At 33.0% G+C, this 23,951-nt stretch carries 21 protein-coding genes; 15 read left to right on the top strand and 6 right to left on the bottom strand.

All coding sequences use genetic code 11. The features are described from left to right. Positions 1–42: 42 nt before the first annotated feature. Complete coding sequence (locus NNH57_RS04925) at positions 43–408, bottom strand: winged helix-turn-helix transcriptional regulator (RefSeq protein ID WP_074408594.1); 366 nt, start codon at positions 406–408, stop codon at positions 43–45. Between the two features lie 137 nt (positions 409–545). Between NNH57_RS04925 and NNH57_RS04920 the strand changes: the two genes are divergently transcribed. Further along, on the top strand, positions 546–1,610 hold the full coding sequence (locus NNH57_RS04920) for an alkene reductase (RefSeq protein ID WP_074408595.1): 1,065 nt from the start codon (positions 546–548) through the stop codon (positions 1,608–1,610). 63 nt (positions 1,611–1,673) lie between these two features. On the opposite strand, the gene rsmG is transcribed toward NNH57_RS04920, so the two are convergent. Further along, complete coding sequence (rsmG, locus tag NNH57_RS04915) at positions 1,674–2,303, bottom strand: 16S rRNA (guanine(527)-N(7))-methyltransferase RsmG (RefSeq protein WP_108808364.1); 630 nt, start codon at positions 2,301–2,303, stop codon at positions 1,674–1,676. 138 nt (positions 2,304–2,441) lie between these two features. Here rsmG and NNH57_RS04910 point away from each other — a divergent pair, with 138 nt between their 5' ends. The 3 genes from NNH57_RS04910 to NNH57_RS04900 all read left to right on the top strand — a co-directional run bounded on the left by NNH57_RS04910 (position 2,442) and on the right by NNH57_RS04900 (position 5,283). Then, complete coding sequence (locus tag NNH57_RS04910; RefSeq protein ID WP_074408403.1) at positions 2,442–3,542, top strand: fatty acid desaturase family protein; 1,101 nt, start codon at positions 2,442–2,444, stop codon at positions 3,540–3,542. 40 nt (positions 3,543–3,582) lie between these two features. Then, entirely contained in the window at positions 3,583–4,770 is a 1,188-nt protein-coding gene (locus NNH57_RS04905) for a pyridoxal phosphate-dependent aminotransferase (protein ID WP_074408596.1), read from the top strand. A 225-nt stretch (positions 4,771–4,995) separates the two neighbouring features. Beyond that, a complete protein-coding gene (locus NNH57_RS04900; protein ID WP_074408404.1) occupies positions 4,996–5,283 on the top strand; it encodes a hypothetical protein in 288 nt (95 codons plus the stop codon). 14 nt (positions 5,284–5,297) lie between these two features. On the opposite strand, the gene NNH57_RS04895 is transcribed toward NNH57_RS04900, so the two are convergent. After that, positions 5,298–6,794, bottom strand: coding sequence for a TrkH family potassium uptake protein (locus NNH57_RS04895; protein WP_074408405.1), 1,497 nt, complete (start codon positions 6,792–6,794; stop codon positions 5,298–5,300). A gap of 1 nt (position 6,795) precedes the next feature. Beyond that, entirely contained in the window at positions 6,796–8,145 is a 1,350-nt protein-coding gene (gene trkA, locus NNH57_RS04890; protein WP_074408406.1) for a Trk system potassium transporter TrkA, read from the bottom strand. Positions 8,146–8,455: 310 nt separating this feature from the next. On the opposite strand from trkA, the gene ubiE reads away from it, so the two are divergent. Continuing rightward, positions 8,456–9,184, top strand: coding sequence for a bifunctional demethylmenaquinone methyltransferase/2-methoxy-6-polyprenyl-1,4-benzoquinol methylase UbiE (gene ubiE, locus NNH57_RS04885; protein WP_074408407.1), 729 nt, complete (start codon positions 8,456–8,458; stop codon positions 9,182–9,184). 54 nt (positions 9,185–9,238) lie between these two features. Then, positions 9,239–9,946, top strand: a complete 708-nt coding sequence (gene porT / locus NNH57_RS04880) for a type IX secretion/gliding motility protein PorT/SprT (RefSeq protein WP_074408408.1) — start codon at positions 9,239–9,241, stop codon at positions 9,944–9,946. A 10-nt stretch (positions 9,947–9,956) separates the two neighbouring features. On the opposite strand, the gene NNH57_RS04875 is transcribed toward porT, so the two are convergent. Next, complete coding sequence (locus NNH57_RS04875) at positions 9,957–10,688, bottom strand: TrmH family RNA methyltransferase (RefSeq protein WP_108808363.1); 732 nt, start codon at positions 10,686–10,688, stop codon at positions 9,957–9,959. A gap of 23 nt (positions 10,689–10,711) precedes the next feature. Here NNH57_RS04875 and tamL point away from each other — a divergent pair, with 23 nt between their 5' ends. From tamL to accD, 3 genes are all read left to right on the top strand, one after another. Then, complete coding sequence (gene tamL, locus NNH57_RS04870) at positions 10,712–13,306, top strand: translocation and assembly module lipoprotein TamL (protein ID WP_074408410.1); 2,595 nt, start codon at positions 10,712–10,714, stop codon at positions 13,304–13,306. 184 nt (positions 13,307–13,490) lie between these two features. Next, positions 13,491–14,558, top strand: a complete 1,068-nt coding sequence (gene fbaA, locus NNH57_RS04865; RefSeq protein ID WP_074408411.1) for a class II fructose-bisphosphate aldolase — start codon at positions 13,491–13,493, stop codon at positions 14,556–14,558. A gap of 67 nt (positions 14,559–14,625) precedes the next feature. Continuing rightward, on the top strand, positions 14,626–15,483 hold the full coding sequence (gene accD, locus NNH57_RS04860) for an acetyl-CoA carboxylase, carboxyltransferase subunit beta (RefSeq protein WP_025664996.1): 858 nt from the start codon (positions 14,626–14,628) through the stop codon (positions 15,481–15,483). Between the two features lie 81 nt (positions 15,484–15,564). Here the strand turns inward: accD and NNH57_RS04855 are convergent, their stop codons facing one another. Next, on the bottom strand, positions 15,565–16,392 hold the full coding sequence (locus NNH57_RS04855; RefSeq protein ID WP_108808362.1) for a hypothetical protein: 828 nt from the start codon (positions 16,390–16,392) through the stop codon (positions 15,565–15,567). A 165-nt stretch (positions 16,393–16,557) separates the two neighbouring features. On the opposite strand from NNH57_RS04855, the gene rpsO reads away from it, so the two are divergent. The 6 genes from rpsO (at position 16,558) to NNH57_RS04825 (ending at position 23,890) form a co-directional block, all read left to right on the top strand. Further along, the gene (rpsO, locus tag NNH57_RS04850) at positions 16,558–16,827 is read left to right on the top strand and encodes a 30S ribosomal protein S15 (RefSeq protein ID WP_025664998.1); all 270 of its coding nucleotides are present in this window, start codon (positions 16,558–16,560) and stop codon (positions 16,825–16,827) included. A gap of 219 nt (positions 16,828–17,046) precedes the next feature. Beyond that, the gene (locus tag NNH57_RS04845; protein ID WP_074408413.1) at positions 17,047–19,233 is read left to right on the top strand and encodes a polyribonucleotide nucleotidyltransferase; all 2,187 of its coding nucleotides are present in this window, start codon (positions 17,047–17,049) and stop codon (positions 19,231–19,233) included. A 196-nt stretch (positions 19,234–19,429) separates the two neighbouring features. Further along, positions 19,430–20,488: a hypothetical protein gene (locus NNH57_RS04840; protein ID WP_108808361.1), complete on the top strand. Its 1,059-nt coding sequence runs from the start codon at positions 19,430–19,432 to the stop codon at positions 20,486–20,488. Positions 20,489–20,743: 255 nt separating this feature from the next. Further along, entirely contained in the window at positions 20,744–21,298 is a 555-nt protein-coding gene (locus tag NNH57_RS04835; protein WP_074408415.1) for an RNA polymerase sigma factor, read from the top strand. After that, a complete protein-coding gene (locus tag NNH57_RS04830) occupies positions 21,291–22,769 on the top strand; it encodes a hypothetical protein (RefSeq protein WP_108808360.1) in 1,479 nt (492 codons plus the stop codon). Before NNH57_RS04835 ends, NNH57_RS04830 begins: the two co-directional genes overlap by 8 nt. 257 nt (positions 22,770–23,026) lie before the next feature. Beyond that, entirely contained in the window at positions 23,027–23,890 is an 864-nt protein-coding gene (locus NNH57_RS04825) for a sigma-70 family RNA polymerase sigma factor (RefSeq protein ID WP_024772554.1), read from the top strand. The last annotated feature ends 61 nt before the right edge of the window (positions 23,891–23,951 follow it).

The following is a 23,951-nucleotide window of genomic DNA, read 5'->3' as shown; positions in this document are numbered from 1 at the left end:
TTTCTTCAAAAAAAATGAATGTATAAGGTTTTAACTTACAAATCAAACACTCTTTTTTACTTCAATATTTTTTTCATCTTCTTTACCAGTATTAACCCCAGATCCCCAAACACACAATTGACTTAATATAGGCAACAATTCCTTCCCCCTTTCTGTTAAAGAATATTCGACTCTGGGGGGAACTTCTGCAAATGATTCGCGCTTCACAACCTCTTTTTGTTCTAATTCTTTAAGTTGTTCTGTTAACACTTTTCTGCTAATTCCTTCTACAAAAACCGTTAATTGCCCAAATCTTAACTTACGTTCTCCTAAAACATAAATAATAATAGGTGCCCATTTATTTCCTATAATATTCGTTGCGTGAATCATTGGACAATGATTTGGATTATGAATTAATTTCCTGCTCATAATTCTTAATTTTTGGTTAAACAATCTCCATTAGTTACATCGAGGTTACCATTTTTTAGAATACAAAAATACAAATGTTTCTTTTAGAAACTATTAATAATTACTTTTATAAACTTTTAATACAAAAAATATACAAAATGAAAATTTTTCAACCATATTCCTTAGGCTCAATTACTTTAAAAAACCATATTGTCATGGCTCCTATGACCCGTAATAGAGCAATCAAAAATATCCCAAATGATATTATGGCATTGTATTATGAACAACGTTCTAATGCAGGCTTAATTATAACCGAAGGAACTTCGCCATCTCCTAATGGATTAGGGTACGCAAGAATTCCCGGAGCTTTTACCAATGCTCAAATTGAAGGGTGGAAAAATATTGCTTCAAAAGTACATAACAAAGACAGTAAAATTTTTGTACAATTAATGCATTGCGGAAGAGCTTCTGCGACTCCAAATTTACCAGAAGGCGAAAAGGCTATAGCCCCATCAAGCATACAGTTAAGTGGAGAAATTCACACCGACTTATCAGGAATTAGTCCTTATGCTATTCCTGAAGCTATGTCTATAGAACAAATACAAAAAACTCAAAACGAATACATACAAGCGGCAACCAATTTAGTATCAGCAGGGGTCGACGGAATAGAGCTTCATAGTGCAAATGGTTACTTACTTGATCAATTTTTAAATCCAGCATCTAATGTTCGTAACGACGAGTACGGAGGTTCTTATAAAAACAGAACTCGTTTCTTATTAGAATTAACACAAAGAACCATTGATGCTATTGGCGCAAATAAAATAGGTATACGAATCTCTCCTTATGGTGTTTTTAACGATATGCAAGGTACATATGATGATTTAGTAGAAATGTATAGCTACTTAGCAGCAGAGTTGTCAAAACTTAATATAGCATATATTCACATCGTAGATCATCGCGGTATGGGAGCACCAGATTTCCCTACAGATATTGTTACGACACTTAAGAATATTTTTAAAGGAACAATTATCACAGGAGGAAATATAAATACCGCAGAAGAAGCTCAAGCTGTATTGGACAAAGGAAGTGATCTTGCTTATATAGGAAGACCATACATATCAAATCCTAATCTTATTGAAAAATTAAAAAATAACACTGCTTTAACCCAACCTATTATGGACACTTTCTACACTCCTGGTGAAGTAGGGTATACAGATTATTAATAATAAATAGTTAAAACAATTGTCAAAAAAGGAGTTTTTGATTCGTTTAAAACTCCTTTTTCTTTATACTTTATACTTCAGCGGTAAATACACCACTTTTTTTGTTTCAAAAAATTCCTCTTCAAAATAATCAGAAAGATTGTGTTGTATTGCTTTAGGAAACAAAGCTAGTTCCTCGGTAAGATCACCTCCTTTAAGGTATAAAATTCCGTTTTGCAATTCGTGATTGTTTTTTTTGGCAATATTTTTTCGTACCCACTTTACAAAATCAGGCATATTAGTTACTGCACGACTTACTATAAAATCAAAACGATGATCAAAAGTACCTGCTCTTCGCTGCTCTGCTTTAATATTATGTACATCTAATGCTTTTGCCACTTCATTAACCACTCTGATCTTTTTGGCAATAACATCAACCAAATAAAACTGAGTCTCGGGAAATAAAATCGCTAACGGAATCCCAGGAAAACCACCACCTGTACCCACATCCAGCACATGTGCTCCTGGTTTAAACTCTAGAATTTTCGCGACTCCTAAAGAATGTAAAATATGGCGCTCATACAAAGATTCAATATCTTTACGAGAGATCACATTAATTTTAGCATTCCATTCTGTATATAAATCTCCAAGTTTAGAGAACTGTAATCTTTGTTCTTCAGTTATGTTCTGAAAGTATTTTTGTAGAATATCCATCAAATAGTAATTAAAGCACAAAAATACACCTTAAGATGAGATATTTTACTTCTTTTTAGGAACTTAAAAAAATTTAAATACCTAACTTTACCCAATATAATTATGATCAATATCGTTTGATCATAAACCTCAATGCTCATGACTGCACCAAACATACGTTTTAGTAGAGAAGATTCTGCTAAATTTTTTAAAACATTGAATAAACGTGTAAATCAATATTTTAAAGACAACAATATTAAACGAACAGGAAACTGGCGATTACACATTAAAACCATCGTTATGTTTTCTCTTTTTCTAACTCCTTATTTTTTAATTCTTACCCTTAACATTTCGCAATGGTGGATGCTACTACTCACAATAGTAATGGGAGTAGGAATGGCTGGCGTGGGTATGAATGTAATGCATGACGGTAATCATGGCTCATATTCCTCAAAAAAATGGATCAATAAACTAATGGGAGGCAGTATGTATATTCTGGCAGGCAATGTATACAACTGGCAGGTACAACATAATGTTTTACACCATACATATACGAATATTCATGGCCATGATGAAGATATGGATGCCGGTCGGGTAATTCGTTTTACAAAACATTCAAAATGGAGACGTTTTCATAAGTTTCAGCATTATTACTCTATATTTCTTTATGGTTTACTAACTTTTAACTGGGCGTTGACCACAGATTTTAAGCAAACTAAAAACTATCTTGCTCGTAAGCTTTCTTACGGTAAATTACCTAGCCCATTAAAACAATGGAGTACTGTAGTAATAACCAAAATTATTTATCTTTTGATCTGGATTGTAATTCCTATGATCATTATGTCTATCGCATGGTGGAAAATCTTAATAGGATTTTTTATAATGCATTATGTTGCAGGATTAATATTAAGTGTAGTATTTCAATTAGCACATATGGTAGAAGAAGCACAAATGCCAGTACCCGATAGTACAGGAACCATGAAAAACACCTGGGCCGTACATCAGTTATTTACTACAGTTAATTTTTCTACAAAAAACAGGTTAGTAAATTGGTTTACTGGCGGTTTAAATCATCAGGTAGAACACCACATTTTCCCTCATATAAGCCATATTCATTATACTAAAATCTCTAAAATTGTAAAACAAACAGCTTTAGAGTTTAATTTACCATATAACGAGTACAAAACCACACGCAAAGCTATTATAGCCCATTTTAAACACCTTAAAGAAATGGGGATGAAGCCTGCCATACAATCATAATTTTTATTTACCAGATAAAATGAGCACACAAGTATCAGAAATGAGCATACAATTATCAGACAAAATCAATGCGCTTAAAGCATCAGCTACATTAGCAATGGCTGCAAAAGCACGTGAACTAAGAGCCGAAGGGAAGGATATTATCGGTCTTAGTCTTGGAGAACCAGATTTTAACACTCCGGATTTTATTAAAGAAGCTGCTATACAAGCTGTAAATGACAACTACAATTCATACACACCAGTTGATGGATATGTAGCGTTGAAAGATGCAATTATTACTAAATTTAAACGTGATAATGGTCTTACTTATGATCATTCTCAAATAGTTGTTTCTACCGGAGCAAAACAATCTCTTTATAATGTTGCTCAAGTATACATTAACCCGGGGGATGAAGTAATTCTACCATGTCCTTACTGGGTAAGTTATAGTGATATTGTAAAACTTTCTGGAGGAGTTCCTGTTGAAGTAAAAACTTCTATTGATACGGATTTTAAAATAACCGCCGAACAGCTCGAAAAAGCGATTACACCAAAAACCAAAATGCTATGGTATAGCTCTCCTTGTAACCCAAGTGGATCTATTTATAGTAAAGAAGAACTAAGAGCTCTGGCTGATGTACTACAGAAATACCCTAATATTATAGTAGTAAGTGATGAAATATATGAGCATATTAATTATGTTGGTAGTCATGCTTCTATGGCACAATTTGAGGATATGTACAACAGAACGGTAACTGTTAATGGGGTTGCTAAAGCCTTTGCTATGACAGGATGGCGAATAGGATATATTGGAGCACCTGCTTCTATTGCCCGAGCATGTAATAAAATGCAGGGTCAGGTAACTAGTGGAGCGAATTGTATTGCCCAACGTGCTGTAATTACTGCTCTTGAAGCTCCGGTTAGTAAAATCCAGTATATGGTTGATGAGTTTAAAGAGCGAAGAAAACTAATACTAGGCCTGTTATCTGAGATTCCTGGGTTCGAATGTAATGAACCAGAAGGAGCATTTTATGTTTTTCCTGACATTTCATATTACTTTGGTAAAACATTACAAGGACACGCCATCGAAAATGCTACAGATTTTTCAATGTTCTTATTAGAAGAAGCGAACGTTGCCACAGTAACAGGTATTGCTTTTGGAAATAGCAATTGTATTAGAATATCATATGCTGCTAGTACAGAAGAAATCAAAGAAGCGATCAAAAGAATTAAAGAAGCCGTGAGTTAATAATGTAACGGTTTTAACTTTTTTATAAATATGCCAATGCCTATAAAATAAGGTATTGGCATATTTTTTTAGCAAACGTTAAGTAAATTTTAACCTTATTTTACAATTTTTAAAACTGCCTTCTATACTAAATAAACGAAATTAGAGTTATACTTTTGCCATATCCCGAATATTAGTTTTACAAAAAACAAGTATTCAAAAAGAACCAACTTAAAACCAATTGTTATGGATACTCTAGAAAAGGAACGTATCGTCAAAAAAAATGTCCTTGAAATCTTTAAAGAAAACTTTGACGTCACTCACACAGATGATGAAATCTTAAACATCAAACCCGAAAAAGAGTTTAGCGCTAACTACATTAGATTTTACGAATCAATATTAGATATTTTTCTAATTGAAGATGGAGAGCTAAAAAGCATAAAGGGAACTGTAAAAGACACTATCAAAAAAGTTGCTGAATTATGGCCAATAGTACCAAATTCTTCTGCAACCTGGGAGTGGCAAATGCAATAAGCCAAGTTATTTTATTATCTATTTCGCCAAAAAAACGGAGTAAGAAGTATAAGCACTGTAAAGAGTTCTAACCTTCCTATTAACATAAGGAAGGAGCACCACCATTTTCCAAAGGCTGGTAACACATCGAAGTTATTTACCGGGCTAAGTTTTCCAAAAGCAGGCCCAACATTACCCAGAGAAGAAGCTGCTCCACCAATTGCTGTTTCAAAATCTAATCCTAATGCACCTAAGACCACAGAACCAATAATAAAAGAAAGCATATATAAGATAAAAAATGCCAATATATTAAATACAATTTCCTTAGAAACAGATCTTCTATTATATCTTACCGGTAATATTGCTCTGGGATGCAGTGTTCTTTTAAATTCTAAAACTCCATTTTTAATAGTTATTAAATGTCGCACTACTTTAATACCTCCCGAGGTAGATCCAGCAGAACCGCCCAGGAACATAATTCCGAAGAAAAAAACTGTTAAAAATGATGTCCACATTGTAAAATCTGCACTTACAAAACCTGTAGTAGTAATTACTGCAAGTACTTGAAATAGTGCATGACGAAAAGCACTTTCTGCTTCTCCCCACACCATTGGATGATCAATAGAGGAAATAGACATATCTGCCTTACTATATATTACAAGAGTAGCTATTGCTGTAAATATGATAACAGAAAGGGCATAAAATTTAAATTCTTCATCTCTTATAATTTTTTGAACCTTGCCTTTAAATCCAAAATAGCTAAGCACAAAATTCATTCCTGCCAAAAACATAAACAGTATGATGATATATTGTATTAGCGGTTGATCGTTCCAATAGGCAACACTTGCATTTTTAGTAGAAAACCCTCCTGTAGACAATGTGCTTAATGCATGGTTTATTGCATCAAAGAAACTCATCCCTGCCAGTTTTAAAAGAATAGTTTCTGCAACCGTATATCCAAAATAGATCAGCCATAATCGTTTGGCAGTATCTGTAATTCTAGGGTGTAATTTATCTGCACTTGGCCCAGGTGCCTCTGCAGCAAACAGTTGCATTCCTCCTATCCCTAACAAGGGTAAAATAGCAATGGCCAATACAATAATTCCCATGCCTCCAATCCAATGTGTTAAACTACGCCAAAACAAAACTCCTTTAGGAATAATCTCTATTTCATTAAGAATAGACGCACCTGTGGTAGTATATCCCGACATGGTTTCAAAAAAAGCATTCGTAAAAGATGGTATTGCTCCCGAGAATAAGTAAGGTAAGGTTCCGCTAAGAGACATAAATATCCAGCCAAAAGTTACGACAATATACCCTTCTCGCTTATTGATTTCTTTTTGATGCTCTCTCGTTAAAAACATTAAGATAATCCCAATAAACATCGTAGCTAAAGATGCCATCATGATCTCTAAAGTAACTCCATCTTTATAGATAAAACTAATACCAGTGGCGATTAGCATAAACCCGCCGTTACAGAGTAACAACAGCCCCATGATATGTGAGATAATCTTATAGTTTAATCTGTACATCTTAAAGGAAAAGCTTTTCTATTTTCTTAATAGATTTTGGCAAACAACATACCACTACCCGGTCTCCTGCCTGAATATAAAAATCTCCCAGTGGGATCATTCCTTCTTCATCTCTAATAACTCCAGCAATTATGGCAGAACGTGGAAAATCTAAATCTTTGATTAAATTATCACTTACTTCTGAAGAAGATTTAACAATAAACTCTAACAGCTCGGCATTCATATTATTAAGTTTGGTCATTGCTACAACCTCACCTTTTCTAATAAATCTAAAAATATTGTTTGCAGCCAGAAGTTTCTTATTAATTAAGGTATCTATACCTATAGAATGAGACAGCTGGAAATAATCCATGTTTTCTACTAATGCAATAGTTTTTCTCACTCCCTTAGACTTAGCTACCAGACAAGACATTATATTGGTCTCAGAATTACCTGTCACCGCTATAAAGGCATCCATCCCATCTATACCTTCTTCTTGTAGCAGCTCTACATTTCGCCCATCACCATTAATAATTAAAGCATTAGGTAATTCATCGGCAAGATCAAAAGATTTTTCTCTATCTTTCTCGATAAGTTTTACTCTAAATTTGTGATCACAAAGGTCGCGAGAAGTCTTATATCCAATCTTACTCCCTCCCAGAATCATTACATTCTTGATTTGTTCTTTAACTTTTCCGGTTAACTTATACAACTCTTCTACTCCACCTTTAGAAGTTACAAAATAGACTTGATCTCCTTCTTTAAAAGTAGTATCTCCTCTAGGAATTAATGTATATTGAGTTCCTGAGCGTTGAATTGCGATAGGCATAAAGTGTAATTCTGGAAACACTTCTGCTGCTTCTCTTACCGTTTTACCAACAAATAATGCTTCTTTAGATAAGGTTGTTCCTACCATCGTTAACGCACCATTCTCGAATTCGTAACTACCATGAAATGCGGATTGACTAAGCAATAATTCTATTTCACTAGCTGCCAATGCCTCTGGAGAAATAAGCTCATCAATACCAAATTTAATAAACCCTACTTCTTCTTTATTTTCTATAAACTCTGTATTCGAAATCCTGGCAATAGTACGTTTAGCTCCAAGCTGTTTTGCCAATACACATATTGTAATATTGGTCGTTTCGCTAGAGGTAACACTAATTACCATATCTACATTATCTACTCTTGCTTCTTTTAAGATAGCAATTGAAGTCGAATCTCCTTTAATAACTCTAATATCAAGGTGAGTATCCGCATAGTTAAGGCATTCCTTATCTGTATCTATAAGAGTAATGTCCTGGGATTCAAACGAGAGTAATTTCGCCAAATGAAATCCTACCTCACCAGCTCCGGCGATTATGATTTTCATTGGTTTTGTTTATTGTTTTCCATCTAAAGATAAAATCAAACTAAGACTAAATACTACACTTCAAAATAACAAGAAGTAAGGTCTTAGAATATAAAAGCGTACAAAGATAATGTAAATTGACTAACTGGTAAAATTTGATGATCTCCAACTTCAATTCTGATATTTCTGATCTTGTTTTTTATCATTCTGTAATCAAAAATCATGGCTTACAAAACCTTTATTATGGAACAAAATCACATTTTTTTGCTTAAACAACAAAACTCAGGATTAGTTCAATATCAAAAATGTATATTTGCCTAAATTTTTTTTAATGTCAGAAAAAATAACTCCATATAAAGATAAGACCCGGTCTAAAAAAGAGCAGGTCGCCGAGATGTTTGATACTATTTCAGAGAATTATGACGGGTTAAATCGTGTTATCTCTTTTGGCATTGATGTAAAATGGCGCAAAAAAGTAGTGAAACTTGTTAGTAAAACAAATCCTAAAAGAATTTTGGATGTTGCTACAGGAACTGGTGATCTGGCTATAAATCTATCAAAAACAGGGGCATCAGAAATCATTGGTCTTGATATTTCTACAGGAATGTTAGAAGTTGGAAGGCAAAAGATTGCAATAAAAAAATTAGACACCATTATTAATATGGTACAAGGAGATAGTGAAAACCTTCCTTATGATGAAAATTATTTTGATGCGATAACTGTAGCTTTTGGAGTACGAAATTTTGAAAATTTAGAAAAAGGACTTTCAGAGGTATTTAGAGTTCTTAAACCCGGAGGGATTTTTGTAGTTTTAGAAACTTCTATTCCTACCAAAACCCCATATAAACAAGGATACAAGTTTTATTCGACAACAATACTACCGCTTGTCGGCAGGTTATTCTCAAAGGATAAATCTGCTTATTCCTATCTAAGCGAAAGTGCTGCTGCTTTTCCTTATGGAGAAGCCTTCAACAATATTTTGAAAAAAATCGGGTTTATAGAAGTCAAAGATAACCCACAAACTTTTGGTGTCGCTACAATTTACACAGCTACAAAATAATAGCACCATAATAAATGAGAGGGTTAAACCATTAAAAGGTTAATTTTAATTTAGATGAAAAGAATATTTATCTTAATAGTTGTTTTAATATGTACTCAAAACATGAGTGCACAGTTATTTTCTAAAGAAAAGGTACAAAACCTTCAAAACTTTGATAAGCCAAGATTCAGTTATGGCTATATTCTTGGATTTAATCTTTATGATTTTAATTTTGATTATACGACTGATGCCCCAGAAACCGATATTATACATGATGAATCTATAGGTTTTAGTGTAGGTCTTTTAGGGAATCTAAGGTTAAATGATTATTTTGATCTTAGATTAGAACCTATGGTTACTTTTAACACTCGAAATCTAAGGTTTTCGAATCCTCAATTCACTTCTGATTTTGAATCTGTACGAGAGGTTAAATCAACATATGTACATGTGCCGTTATTGTTAAAAATATCGACCAAAAGAATCAATAATATTAAGCCTTTTATTGTTGGAGGCGTTTCTACCTCTATAAACTTATCTAGTAACGAAGATAATCCCGATGATAATAGTGTAGGACAATTTAGAATGAAAACCAATACTAATTATTATGAAATTGGTTTTGGTATAGATTTATATTTGCAGTATTTCAAATTTACTCCATCTATAAGAGGAGTTTTTGCCATGTCTGATGAATTGATAAAAGATAATGACCCTAATAGTCCCTATACTTCGACTATTGATAAAATGTCGACAAGAGGGATTTTTATAAATTTTACGTTTCAATAATTTTACTTAGTTAAGATCTTCTAAATTCACTAAGCACAATAGCTGTTGCAGTAGCAACATTTAGGCTTTCTGTTTTTTGATCTGATCCAAATTGCGGAATCGTTATCCTATCTTTAACAAGGCTTTGGATATCTTCAGAAATTCCATTTGCTTCATTACCCATTATAACAATAGCATCTTTGGGTAATTTCTCGGTATAAATAGAGTCTCCATTCATAAAAGTGCCAAAAATCCTAGAATTTGGTGTTTCTAAAGTTAAAAATTCCTTTAAATTCACATAACTAATATTTACCCGTGTAATAGATCCCATTGTAGCTTGTATTACCTTGGGGTTATAACAATCTACAGTTTGCAAAGAGCATACCAAATCTTGTATCCCAAACCAGTCACAAAGACGAATTATAGTTCCTAAATTACCAGGGTCTCTAACATCATCTAATGCCAAAATCAAACCACTTGAATTTGTTTTTTTTACTTCCGGGATATGAAATACTGCCAATGCAACTTGTGGGGTAGTTAAAAAACTAATCTGTTTTAACTCCTCCTCTGTAATACCATACTCTAAGGTTGTAGAAACATCAAAGATTCCTACCTCTAATGTAAAGAGAGAATGAAGCTTAAGATTAGCTACAAGTAGCTCTTTAATTACTTTTTTACCTTCTGCAACAAACAATCCATGTTGTTTTCGGTACTTTTTTTGATATAAACTCTTTATTAGTTTCTTTTGGTTTTTGCTAACCATACAAATAGTGTATTTTTGAATCAATGAATGAATACAGGTTGAAACACTTTCTGACAAAAATATTATTAATTACTTTAACTAGCATCTTTTTATTTTCGTGTAATGCGGTAAAGAGAGTTCCCGAGAGTGAATATCTTTTGAAAAAAAATCAAATTTATGTTGATAGTGCCAAAACTAAGAACCCAAAACTATACAATCAATTATATCAAAAACCCAATATTAAACTATTAGGAATCCCTATTAGGCTTCACATATATAATTTAGCCAGTGTAAATCAAGATTCTTTATATCAAGATTGGTTAACAAGAAAACCCAAACGAGAAAAACGAATTACTAAGTTTCTTTCAAAAAAGCAAGTAGATAGATTAGGTGTAGGATTATCACGTATTAATGAATGGCTTAAAAGTACAGGAGAGCCTCCTTCAATTATTGACGAATCAAAAGTAAAACGCTCTATAAAAAGGTTACAAGCTTATTATTGGAATAACGGATGGTTTAATATTGAAGCAGATTATAAAATTAATACAAAAGATAACAAAACTGCAACGGTAGATTATTATGTAAAACCGCACCAACCCTATTTTATTGATTCGCTTAACACTAGAATAGAATCCAAGGTTGCGGACTCTATTTACCAACTTAATACTGAAAAATCTACAATCATTTCAGGAAAACAATACAAAACTCTGGATATAGAGGCAGAACGAGAAAGATTAACATCATTATACCGAAATTCTGGACTCTATCACTTTGAAAAAGAATTTATAAAATTTGATGCCGATACAATTAATACAGGTCACAAGGTAAATCTAAATTTACTCATAAAGAATCGTTCTATTACCTATGGAGATTCTACTGCCAGAATTCCCTTTAAGGTTCATAAAATAAGTAAAGTGAATATTTTTACCGATTATTCATATCAAAATCGAAATCAAAACCCCAAGGATAGCACTTTTTACAAAGGATATAACATCTATGGGTATGACAAAATAAAATACACCCGTAAGGCAATTACAAATTCTGTTCTTATCACCCCTGGCGAAATCTTTAGAGATAAAGACCGTACAAATACTTATAACCAAATTAATAACTTAAGAACATTTAAATACCCTAACATAAATTATGAGATTGATCCCAATGATCCATCTGGAGAAAATCTTATTGCTAGTATTCTATTAACTCCAAGAAAAAAATACAGTACAAATATCGATTTTGATGTATCGACTTCAAATATTCAGGCTTTTGGTATTGGTTTTGGAGGATCTCTTTTGATACGAAATGTTTTTGGAGGTGCCGAAATCTTAGAGATCTCGGCTCGAGGAAGTATTGGTTCTTCTAGTGATGCAGTAGATGGTGGTCAAAAATTCTTTAATATATCAGAAGTAGGAGCAGATATAAAACTATCATTTCCAAAAATACTTTTCCCACTTAGAACCAATAAAATTATTCCAAAACACATGTCACCGACCACCAATCTTATTTTCGGAATGAATGTTCAGCAAAATATTGGTCTTGACAAACAAAATGCTACAGGAGTATTTAATTATCGATGGAAACCCAACAATATCCTAACCAATCAATTTGATCTTATTAATATACAATACGTTAGAAACTTAAACACTAGTAATTACTTTAACATTTATAACACTTCATTTAACAGGCTTAATAATATTGCTACAAGAGTTCTTGAGGTAGATTCACCATTCTTTTCTCAACCAGATACAGATACTCCAAATATAGACAATGCCGTATTACACATACCCAGTGGAGCAAATGGTTTTATAGCACAATCCTTAAGCCCTACCCCCGATCCCGATTTAACACCAGATCAATTACAGGAGATTCGAAATATCAATGAAAGAAAGGTAAGATTAACCGAAGACAACTTAATATTTGCTTCGAGTTACACATACACAAAGAACAATAGAGAAAATCTTTATGATGAAAGTTACTCGAGATTTAGAGCTAAAGTAGAATTAGCAGGTAATGTATTAAGTGCTATTTCGAACATATCGGGATTAAAAGAAAATTCTAATAAACGTTTTGAAGTATTTGGTGTAGAATTTTCTCAATACGCAAAAACAGAACTAGACTATATAAAACATTGGGATTTAGGAAGAAAAAGTGTAGTTGCCTTTAGAGCTTTTGGAGGAATTGCTCTTCCTTATGGTAATTCTAATAGTATTCCTTTTGCACGAAGTTTCTTTGGTGGTGGGCCCAATGACAATAGAGCATGGTTGGTATATGATCTGGGGCCAGGAAGTACTGGCGGAAGAGATGAATTTAATGAAGCTAATATGAAAATTGCGCTAAATGCAGAATACCGATACAAAATTTTGGGATCATTGCATGGAGCATTATTTATTGATGCCGGAAACATTTGGAATGTTCTTGATAATGTAGAAGAAGAAGATGCTACGTTTTCAAAATTAGATGATATACGGGAAATGACCGTAGGAAGCGGTTTCGGGTTTCGATATGACTTTAATTTTTTCGTTTTAAGACTTGATATAGGATTTAAGACTTTTAATCCAGCCAGAGACCAGGATAAACGATGGTTTAAAGGATATAACTTCTCTGAAGCTGTTTATAATTTTGGGATTAATTATCCTTTTTAGTTCATCTATATCCTAGATAATTTAATTAGAACATAAAAACACTCGCATATCTCATTTTTGTAAAAAACCAATAATCGTAATAATTAAAACAACCACAACTCTACCCGTTTTAATGATTATTTTAATCCTATCGGTTTCCGTATAATTTTACTATTTTTGTAGCCTTATAAACCAAAACTAAATTATGAGTCACAACATCAAACCAGGAGTTGCTACAGGAGACGAAGTCCAGGCAATTTTTAAATATGCAAAAGAGAAAGCTTTTGCATTACCTGCAGTTAATGTAATCGGTTCTAATTCGATTAATGCAGTTTTAGAAACTGCTGCAGAGTTAAATTCTCCTGTAATTATTCAATTCTCTAATGGGGGGGCGCAGTTTAATGCTGGAAAAGGCCTTTCTAATGAAGATCAAAAGGCCGCAATAGCAGGAGCAGTTGCAGGTGCCAAACATGTACATTTAATGGCTGAAGCCTATGGAGTACCCGTAATTTTGCATACTGACCACTGTGCAAAAAAACTACTTCCCTGGATCGACGGCCTATTAGATGCCGGAGAAGAATTTTACAGAGAAACCGGAAAACCATTGTACAGCTCACATATGATCGATTTATCTGAAGAACCAATCGAAGAAAATATCGAAATCTGTGCAGCATATTTGGCTCGTATGAGCAAAATGGGTATGACCCTAGAAATCGAGCTAGGAATCACTGGCGGTGAAGAAGATGGTGTAGATAATAGCGATGTAGATGATTCTAAGCTATATACGCAGCCAGAAGAAGTTGCCTATGCCTATGAAGAGTTAAGCAAAGTAAGTGATAAATTTACTGTAGCAGCAGCCTTTGGTAATGTGCACGGTGTATACAAACCAGGTAATGTAAAATTAACACCTAAAATACTTAAAAACTCTCAAGAGTTTATTTCAGAAAAATATAAAGTCGAACATAACCACATCGATTTTGTATTTCACGGAGGAAGTGGCTCTACTATTGAAGAAATAAGAGAAGCAATTGGATACGGAGTTATTAAAATGAATATTGACACTGATCTGCAATTTGCATTTAATGAAGGTATTCGTGATTACATGACCAATAATATTGAATATCTGAAGACACAAATTGGTAATCCTGATGGATCAGAAGAACCCAATAAAAAGTATTACGATCCTAGAAAATGGTTACGAGAAGGAGAAATTACCTTTAAGAACCGTCTTAAAAAGGCATTCGAGGATTTAAATAATGTAAATACATTATAGAAGACTGAAAACTTAAGCTGAAACTCCTTAAATGAGTTTCAGCTTTTTTTAATTATAACAAAACTATATGGCTTGGTTTAAGAGAACACAAAAAGGTATACAAACTGCTACCGAAGACAAAAAGGATGTCCCTAAAGGACTTTGGTACAAATCTCCAACGGGAAAAATTGTAGATGCAGAGCAACTCGAAAAAAACTTCTATGTAAGTCCAGAAGATGGATACCATGTAAGAATAGGTAGTAAAGAATATTTTGAAATCCTATTTGATGATAATAAATTTAAAGAGCTTGATAAAGGTGTTACCTCAAAAGACCCTCTTAAATTCGAAGACAAAAAGAAATATGTTGACCGTCTTAAAGACGCACAAGAAAAAACAAATTTAAAAGATGCGGTAAGAACAGCAGTAGGAAAATCCTATGGTAATGATTTAGTTATTGCATGTATGGATTTTGCATTTATTGGAGGTTCTATGGGTAGTGTAGTAGGTGAAAAAATTGCAAGAGCTGCCGATTATTCCCTAAAACACAAAATTCCATTTATGATTATTTCCAAATCAGGTGGTGCTCGTATGATGGAAGCTGCATTATCACTAATGCAATTGGCAAAAACATCTGCCAAGTTAGCCCAATTAGCAGATGCAGGAATACCCTATATATCATTATGTACAGATCCCACAACTGGGGGTACAACAGCTTCTTTTGCTATGTTAGGTGATATTAATATTGCAGAACCAGGAGCATTAATTGGATTTGCCGGACCACGTATTGTAAGAGACACCACAGGAAAAGAATTACCCGAAGGTTTTCAAACCGCCGAATTCTTAAAAGAACATGGGTTTTTGGATTTTATAACTCCAAGACATGAGCTAAAACAAAAGATAAACTTATATCTAAGTTTAATTTTAAATCGTCCTTTGGCAAATTAAGATATAATATATCTAGTTATATATAAAAGGGCTCGACTTTAAGTCGAGCCCTTTTATATAATCACATCAAAAACTTACAGATCATAGTCGAATCTCACGTTCTTCTCCATTATCATTAGTAAATACAGCCAAATTATCGCATACTCCTTTACCATAATCTAATGAACCACTATAATTTGTTCGTACTAACTCAACAACACCACTCACCAAGAACCTGCAGCTAGCCTCTCGTCGTAATGGTGTTGTAATTGTAGTACTATGTGTGCTTCCGTTCTTGAAATTAGTTTCCCAGGCACCTGTAATTAAGAATACATTATCTCCCCAATTACCATTAAAAGAACCTTCAATCCATTCGCGAACCTTTGATCCTGTCCTAGTTGCCTGCGTTCCATCAGCAAAAGTAATCGCCAAATCAAGATTCATTGTATATTGAGGATTACCGTTATCGTTAGTTTTTTGCCTGGTTACTGTTTTAGATCCAACAAATTGCATATCATCAATAAAAAAGTCCTCGAGCGTATAGTTAATAATTTTTGTCATTGCTTCTGTATCTACCACATATGACATATTAACCTTTCCCTTTACGATACGACCTCCTCTAACTTCGCACCCTTCAGAACCAAAATCTACAGTTACCTCTTTAGAAGTATCTGTAACTTTAATGGTTATAGTTGCACAGTCCGGTATAAAAGGATGTATTGGGCTTTTTACAGCACTTTCCTCATATTCATACACTTGTAAAAATGTATCGCTTATTACCTCGGTTGTATTGTCTACTTTGGCATTAAGTTCGGTTTCTTCGGCAGTAAAAGATGTTACTAACTGATCTTCAGCATCATCTTTATTACATCCAACTAAAATCAAAAAAAATAATGTGATTAAACTAAATTTAGATAAGTTACTTTTCATAATATTTAATTTTAACGTTACCCTACTAAGACTATATATTATGCAAAACGTTTAATTGCATTATGTTTTTTTATATAAAATGCATTTCTAACCCAAAAAATATTATATTTGCACGCTAATAGCAAAGAGCTATTGATACATAAAAATCATTTAAATAATATTGGAATGTATTTAACAAAAGAAGTTAAAGAAGAAATCTTCGCAAAGCACGGTAAAGGAAAGAACGACAGTGGTTCTGCAGAAGGTCAAATTGCATTGTTTACACACAGAATTACTCATCTTACTGAGCACTTAAAAAAGAATCGTAAAGATTATAACACAGAGCGTTCTTTGGTAAAGTTGGTAGGAAAACGTAGAGATCTGTTAGACTATCTTATTAAAAAGGATATCATGAGATACCGTGCAATTGTAAAAGAATTAGGATTAAGAAAGTAATAAAAAGAGGCTGCGTGCCTCTTTTTTTTATATTAAATATATTAAAAAACATTTGTACTTCACTAGAGTACAAATGCATGCCTTAGTTTTTCATTGGTCGCGCAATTACTACAACAACAACACAACCTTGTCCGTCCGAGTAAGACGGAAACCAATGTTTAATTAAACATATCAGGATTATCTATACGATAACGCTGATACGTTAGAATCAAAAAAATTATGATTCCAAAAGTTTATAAAGAGGTCATTGACCTTGGTGACGGTAGAGAAATTTCTATCGAAACCGGAAAATTAGCAAAACAGGCTCATGGTTCTGTTGTTGTACAATCTGGCAAGTGTATGTTATTATGTACAGTTGTTTCAAATTACAAACAAAGTGATGTCGATTTTCTACCATTAACAGTAGATTATAGAGAGAAATTCGCAGCATCTGGTCGTTATCCTGGTGGTTTCTTCAAAAGAGAAGCAAGACCAAGTGATGGCGAAGTACTAACCATGAGATTAGTAGATCGTGTATTACGACCACTATTTCCAAAAGATTATCACGCAGAAACTCAGGTGATGATTCAGTTAATGTCGCATGATGAAAATGTAATGCCAGATGCAATGGCAGGATTAGCAGCATCTGCCGCGATACAATTATCTGATTTCCCTTTTGAATGTGCTATTTCAGAAGCACGTGTAGGACGTGTAAATGGTGAATTTATCATCAACCCTACAAGAGCGCAGTTAGAAGAATCAGATATCGATATGATGATTGGTGCTTCTGCAGATTCTGTAATGATGGTTGAAGGAGAGATGAAAGAAATTAGCGAAGAAGAAATGGTAGAAGCTATCAAATTCGCTCACGATCATATAAAAATACAATGTGCTGCTCAGCTTAAATTAGCAGAAGCCTTTGGAAAAAAAGAAGTTAGAGAATACGACCCAGAAAGAGAAGATGAAGACTTAGCAAAGAAAATTCATGAAATGGCATATGACAAAGTATATGCTGTAGCAAAAGCAGGATCTTCTAAAAAAGAACGTGGTTTAGCTTTTTCTGAAATAAAAGAAGAAATAAAAGCTACGTATTCTGAAGAAGAGCTTGAAGATTTTGGAGATCTAGTATCTAAATATTATTCTAAAGCAGAAAAATCCGCTATTCGTGATCTTACTTTAAACGAAGGGTTACGTCTGGATGGTCGTAAAACCGATGAGATTAGACCAATCTGGTGTGAAGTTGATTATTTACCATCAACTCACGGATCTTCTATATTTACACGAGGAGAAACTCAAGCACTAGCAACAGTAACTTTGGGAACTTCTAGAGAGGCAAATCAAATTGATATGCCATCTTATGAAGGAGAAGAAACATTTTACCTTCACTATAACTTCCCTCCTTTCTGTACTGGTGAAGCAAGACCTATACGAGGAACTTCTCGTAGAGAAGTTGGTCACGGAAACCTGGCACAACGTGCCCTAAAAGGAATGATTCCTGCCGATTGCCCATATACTGTGCGTGTAGTATCAGAAGTACTAGAATCTAATGGTTCGTCTTCTATGGCAACTGTATGTTCTGGAACTATGGCATTGATGGATGCCGGAGTACAAATGGTGAAACCAGTTTCTGGTATTGCAATGGGATTAATTTCTGATGGTGAAACAGGAAAATATGCAGTTTTATCTGATATCTTAGGTGATGAAGATCACTTGGGAGATATGGACTTTAAAGTAACCGGTACTGCCGATGGTATTACTGCTTGCCAAATGGATATTAAAGTAAAAGGTCTTTCTTATGAAATTTTGGTAAACGCATTAAAGCAAGCTGCTGATGGTCGTATACATATTCTAGGAAAATTAACAGATACTATTGCAACACCAAACGCAGATGTAAAAGCTCATGCTCCAAAAATGGTAACCAGAACAATTCCTGGGGATTTTATTGGTGCTTTAATTGGCCCTGGAGGTAAGGTAATTCAAGAATTACAAAAAACTACCGGTACAACTATAGTAATCAACGAAGATCCTGTTACCGAAGAAGGAAATGTAGAGATTCTTGGTACAAGCCAGGAAGGAATTGATGCTGTATTAGCAAAAATCGATTCTATTACTTTTAAGCCTGTGGTTGGTAGTGTATATGAAGTGAAAGTAATCAAAATGTTAGATTTTGGTGCTGTAGTAGAATATATGGAAGCTCCTGGTAATGAAGTTTTACTTCACGTTTCTGAATTAGCATGGGAACGCACAGAGAATGTTAGCGATGTTGTAAATATGGGTGACGTCTTTGATGTAAAATATTTCGGAATTGATTCTAGAACTCGTAAAGAAAAAGTATCTAGAAAAGCATTATTACCAAGACCTCCAAGACCTGAAGGTGATAAACCAAGAGGTGATAGAAAACCTCACAGAGATAAAAAAGAAAATTAATTTTTCTATACTATTAAAAAAACGCCTTCAAAATTCTTGAAGGCGTTTTTTGTTTCATTCAGATGCCTACCTAAACTCTTAATACACTTCTCTCCTACATGTTCCTTTATTATTGACATTGGGATAAATTAGTTAATGTTACGCAACCATTTAAAGTCTACTAGTCTATTAGACAAAGACTTTAAATAATGTAATCATGACAACATTTAAAACCCTACTGCTTAGTGCCCTGCTAATTTCTATGGTTTCCTGCCATAATGAATCCTTTGATTTATTTCCGGATAATGTTCAAAAAATAGAAACAGATTCAGAGCTATTTAACTCGTTAAAAAATATTTCTAAAAATAAGAATGAAGATGATCAAACGATCTGTATCACTTTTGTTTACCCTTTTAATGTATATCTTTTTAATGAAGATTCTGAAATTGTAGATAGTAGAATAGTTTATGATAATATTGATTTTGTAGGACTTCTAGAAGAGTCAGAAGGAAGTAATGACGCAATAGGACTAAGTTATCCTATAACTACCATTCTAGAAGATGGCAGTTCCTTTAGCATACAGGACAATACCGAATTAAAAAAAACAATCGAAGCTTGTATCGAATCAGAGATTATTATCTATTGTAATAGAATATTAGAGAAAAATTGCGTTTGGGAAATCACCTCATTAACCAATAACCAAAATTATAATGAGGCATTATTAGATTTTTATGATGACGGAACCGGTATTTTTTACGATAAAGGTAATGCGTATAGAACCTCGTGGGTATCTTTTTTCCTTGAAGGTAAACTACATATTAATATCCATCTTGAAGGAGATTCTAAAACAGCCAAAGATTGGAATTTTGATTGGAAAGCCTTGATACTAGATGATGAAACTGTAGAAATATCTAGTGAAACCGATACATACATCATCAAAAGACAATGTAATGTCGAAAACTTATGTGATTATGTAGAATTTAAAGAATGTGAATTGAAAAATTTTGAAGATACCGCCAATTTTGTTTTTAATGATTACAAAGACTGTATTCTTTCTTTTCAGGAAAATGTAGATCCTTCTTTATTAACATTATCATTTTATCAAACCTATGAACATGCAGAACAAGAAATAAATATATTAGATTCATCTGCTTATCTAAACACAACTAATCCCCAATTAGTTTTTGTTACAATCAAAAACACAGACACCAACGAATCTAAAATAATTAGAATAGTTTTATTTGCTGAAGCCTGCGATAATAATGATGAGAGTTAATTATTATTTTTAGCAATCTTTCCTTAAAAAAAGGAAAGATTGCTTTATTTATACCATAAAAAGCACGTTCCTGTTATTAATTACATCTTTTCGTCCCATTTACGCAACCATTTAAAACAATTCAGTCTAAAAGAGTAAACTAGTGATAATTTATGTGTTATTTCAAGTATCACATAATGAAAATCGAATTCTTTCTTATTTACAAAAAAAACATTTCAGATTTCGAACCATAATCTTTATTAAGCTTAAAACCAATTGGACACAAGAAAACTAATCAAAAAGTGCCAAAAAAATAACCGGAAAGCACAAAGTGAATTATTTCACCTTTATAAGGACACACTTTTTGCTTTGAGTCTTAAGTATTGCAAAAATTACAATGAAGCAGAAGATAATTTACAAGACTCTTTTATTACAATTTTTAAAAAGATAAATCAATATAATTTTAAGGGTTCTTTTGAAGGGTGGATGAAAAGAATAACGATTAATAAAGCTATCGACAAGTATAAAAAAGCGCCTTTTACTGATATAAATATAAACAAAGAGAACATCGCAGATACTAAAATTGATTCTGAAACACTAAACCTTTCATTAGATGAATTACTAAAATACATACAAGAATTACCGGATAGATATAGATTAGTCTTTAACTTATATGAACTCGATGAGTATTCTCATAAGGAAATAGCCAAAATGCTACATATTTCTGAAGGAACCTCAAAATCGAATCTACATAGAGCAAAAGTTATATTGAAAACCAAAATAACATCTAATAATAATTGTTTAAAAAAAATTGCAATAAGTAATGGCTGACCCAAAAGACATAGGAAAAGCTTTTAAAGAAAAACTTAAAGGTTTTGATCAATCACCTAGTAATTTATCCTGGGAAGATATTGAGCCTAAGTTACCCAAAAAAGAAAATGATACGCTTTCTTATTGGACAAAAGTAGTAGGTGTACTTATATTTCTCTTATTATTAATACTTTTTGCAGCCGATACGTATAATGGTAATATCATCACAAAAAACCCAACTAATACCAATATAAAAATCCCAGTAACTCTAGAAGACTGCAACGAAGTAGATCCAAAAAATAGCAAACTGCAATTACCCGGTAATGAAATTATTACAACGGTATCGGCATCACCCAAATCAAAACCTGATATCAATGACGTCTACAACAGTGCAATAGAAAATAACTGGTCTATATTAAATAGTGAAACTAATAATGGTATTGGTTTGTCATCAAATAAAAATGTCTCGAATTCTAGTTTTATAATAACCAGAAAAATGCCTCTTTCTACTCATAGAACTAGTAAACAAGAGCCCCGGGTAAAAAATAGTGCCAATAAAGGTGTCGAAGAAATAAAAAGTACCCAAAACTCTACTAATTATAATGCAAAAACTAATCTTACAAATAAAAGAACATCAATATCCTCAACTTCAATTACAAACCAAACAAAAAATAAATCGGATAAGATTTTAAACAATAGTCGTAACAGAGCTAAAAACGAAAATCTTAAAGAAAATAAAGGTGATTCCTTAAAAACCCTAATAGCATCCAAAAAGAATACGTTTATCAATAATCGTAAAAAAAAGGATACATTGGTATATATGACCCCTATAGAGAAAAAACCATTTCAGAAATTTAGTATCGGAGTACATGTTACCCCAACATATGCAATAGCCCCTAATGGTTCTTTGGTAAGCAACCACCTTGCGAAAAACACAAATCGTGGGAGAATAAGCTTAAGTTATGGTGTTCTCTTTAAGACATACTACACAGAAAAAATAGCACTAAGGGTTGGATATAATCGATTAAAATTAAGTAATAAAATAAAAAATGTACCAACTGATCAATTACCTATTATACTTAATGATTTGGGAATAATCTTACCAACAAATAATACTATAGAAAATCCTGAAAAGATAGATCTAATACAAAAGACTATTTATAATGAGGTTTTATTTGGGTTACACTATCAAATCTTAGATAATCAAATTAGCACTGCGCTAATAGGAGAATTAGGTTTTCTATTTCTTCATGAAAACAATATTAAAATACATACTACTTCTAATAATTTTAAATTAGGAAGCAATACTAATATTTTGAAAAGAAATTTCAGTATAAATATTGGAGCAAATCTTCGATATAAGCTATCGAAAAAAATATTTTTCAATGTTGAGCCATTACTGAAGTATCAATTAAAAAATGCAAGTCAAAATTCTGAAAGTTATCGACCTTTATACTTTACAATCCAAACAGGAGTTTCTTATGAGTTTTAAACCATATTAATACACCACATTGTTTTCTACATTCTTTATGAAATTCGTTGTTTTTTGAGTCTTTTTAAAAAAAACAACGAATTTCATAAAAAATAACCAAATCGCCTTACAGCCTTTATTAACAATAGATAACAAGCAAATCAAAAGAATATCTCTCATAAAAAAACAATCTTTTTGTAACATTTCTATAACATATTACGTATAATAGATAAAAGGCCCTAAATATTCACAAAATTAAATTTCAAGGAGAACTATAGATGAGACAACTTAAAATTACGAAGCAGGTAACAAATCGTGAGACTGCATCGCTAGATAAGTATTTGCAAGAGATAGGAAAAGTAGACCTTATTACTGCAGATGAAGAGGTGGAATTAGCTCAGCGTATAAAAGCTGGTGATGAGAGAGCTCTTGAAAAACTAACAAAGGCTAACCTTAGATTCGTAGTTTCGGTTGCAAAACAATATCAAAATCAAGGACTTACTCTTCCCGATTTAATTAATGAAGGTAACCTTGGATTAATTAAAGCTGCAAAACGTTTTGATGAAACTCGTGGATTTAAGTTTATATCCTATGCTGTATGGTGGATTCGTCAATCTATCCTACAGGCATTAGCAGAACAATCTCGTATTGTTCGTTTACCATTAAACAAAATTGGTTCGATCAATAAGATCAATAAAACATATGCTTTCTTAGAGCAATCACATGAGCGCCCACCAAGTGCCGAAGAAATTGCAAAAGAATTAGATATGACCATCAACGATGTTAAAGAATCGATGAAAAACTCTGGGCGCCATGTAAGTATGGATGCTCCCCTTGTTGAAGGAGAAGATTCTAATCTCTATGATGTATTAAATTCTGGAGAGTCACCAAACCCTGATAGAACACTATTACACGAGTCTCTTCGTACAGAAATAGAGCGCGCTCTAGAAACACTTACTCCTAGAGAAGCAGACGTAATACGATTATATTTTGGTCTTGGAGATCAACACCCAATGACTCTTGAAGAAATTGGAGAAACTTTTGATCTTACACGTGAACGTGTACGTCAAATCAAAGAAAAAGCAATTCGAAGATTAAAACATACATCTAGAAGTAAAATATTAAAGACTTATTTAGGATAAATTCCTAAATTGCGGTTACAAACAGTTTTATAACATAACTGTTCGTTTTTTGATTGATGAA

Source organism: Aquimarina spinulae, assembly GCF_943373825.1.
In the GTDB taxonomy this organism is placed as follows: Bacteria; Bacteroidota; Bacteroidia; order Flavobacteriales; family Flavobacteriaceae; genus Aquimarina; species Aquimarina spinulae.
The sequence above is the reverse complement of the archived record's forward strand: the minus strand, read 5'-3'. Positions and strand labels throughout refer to the sequence as shown.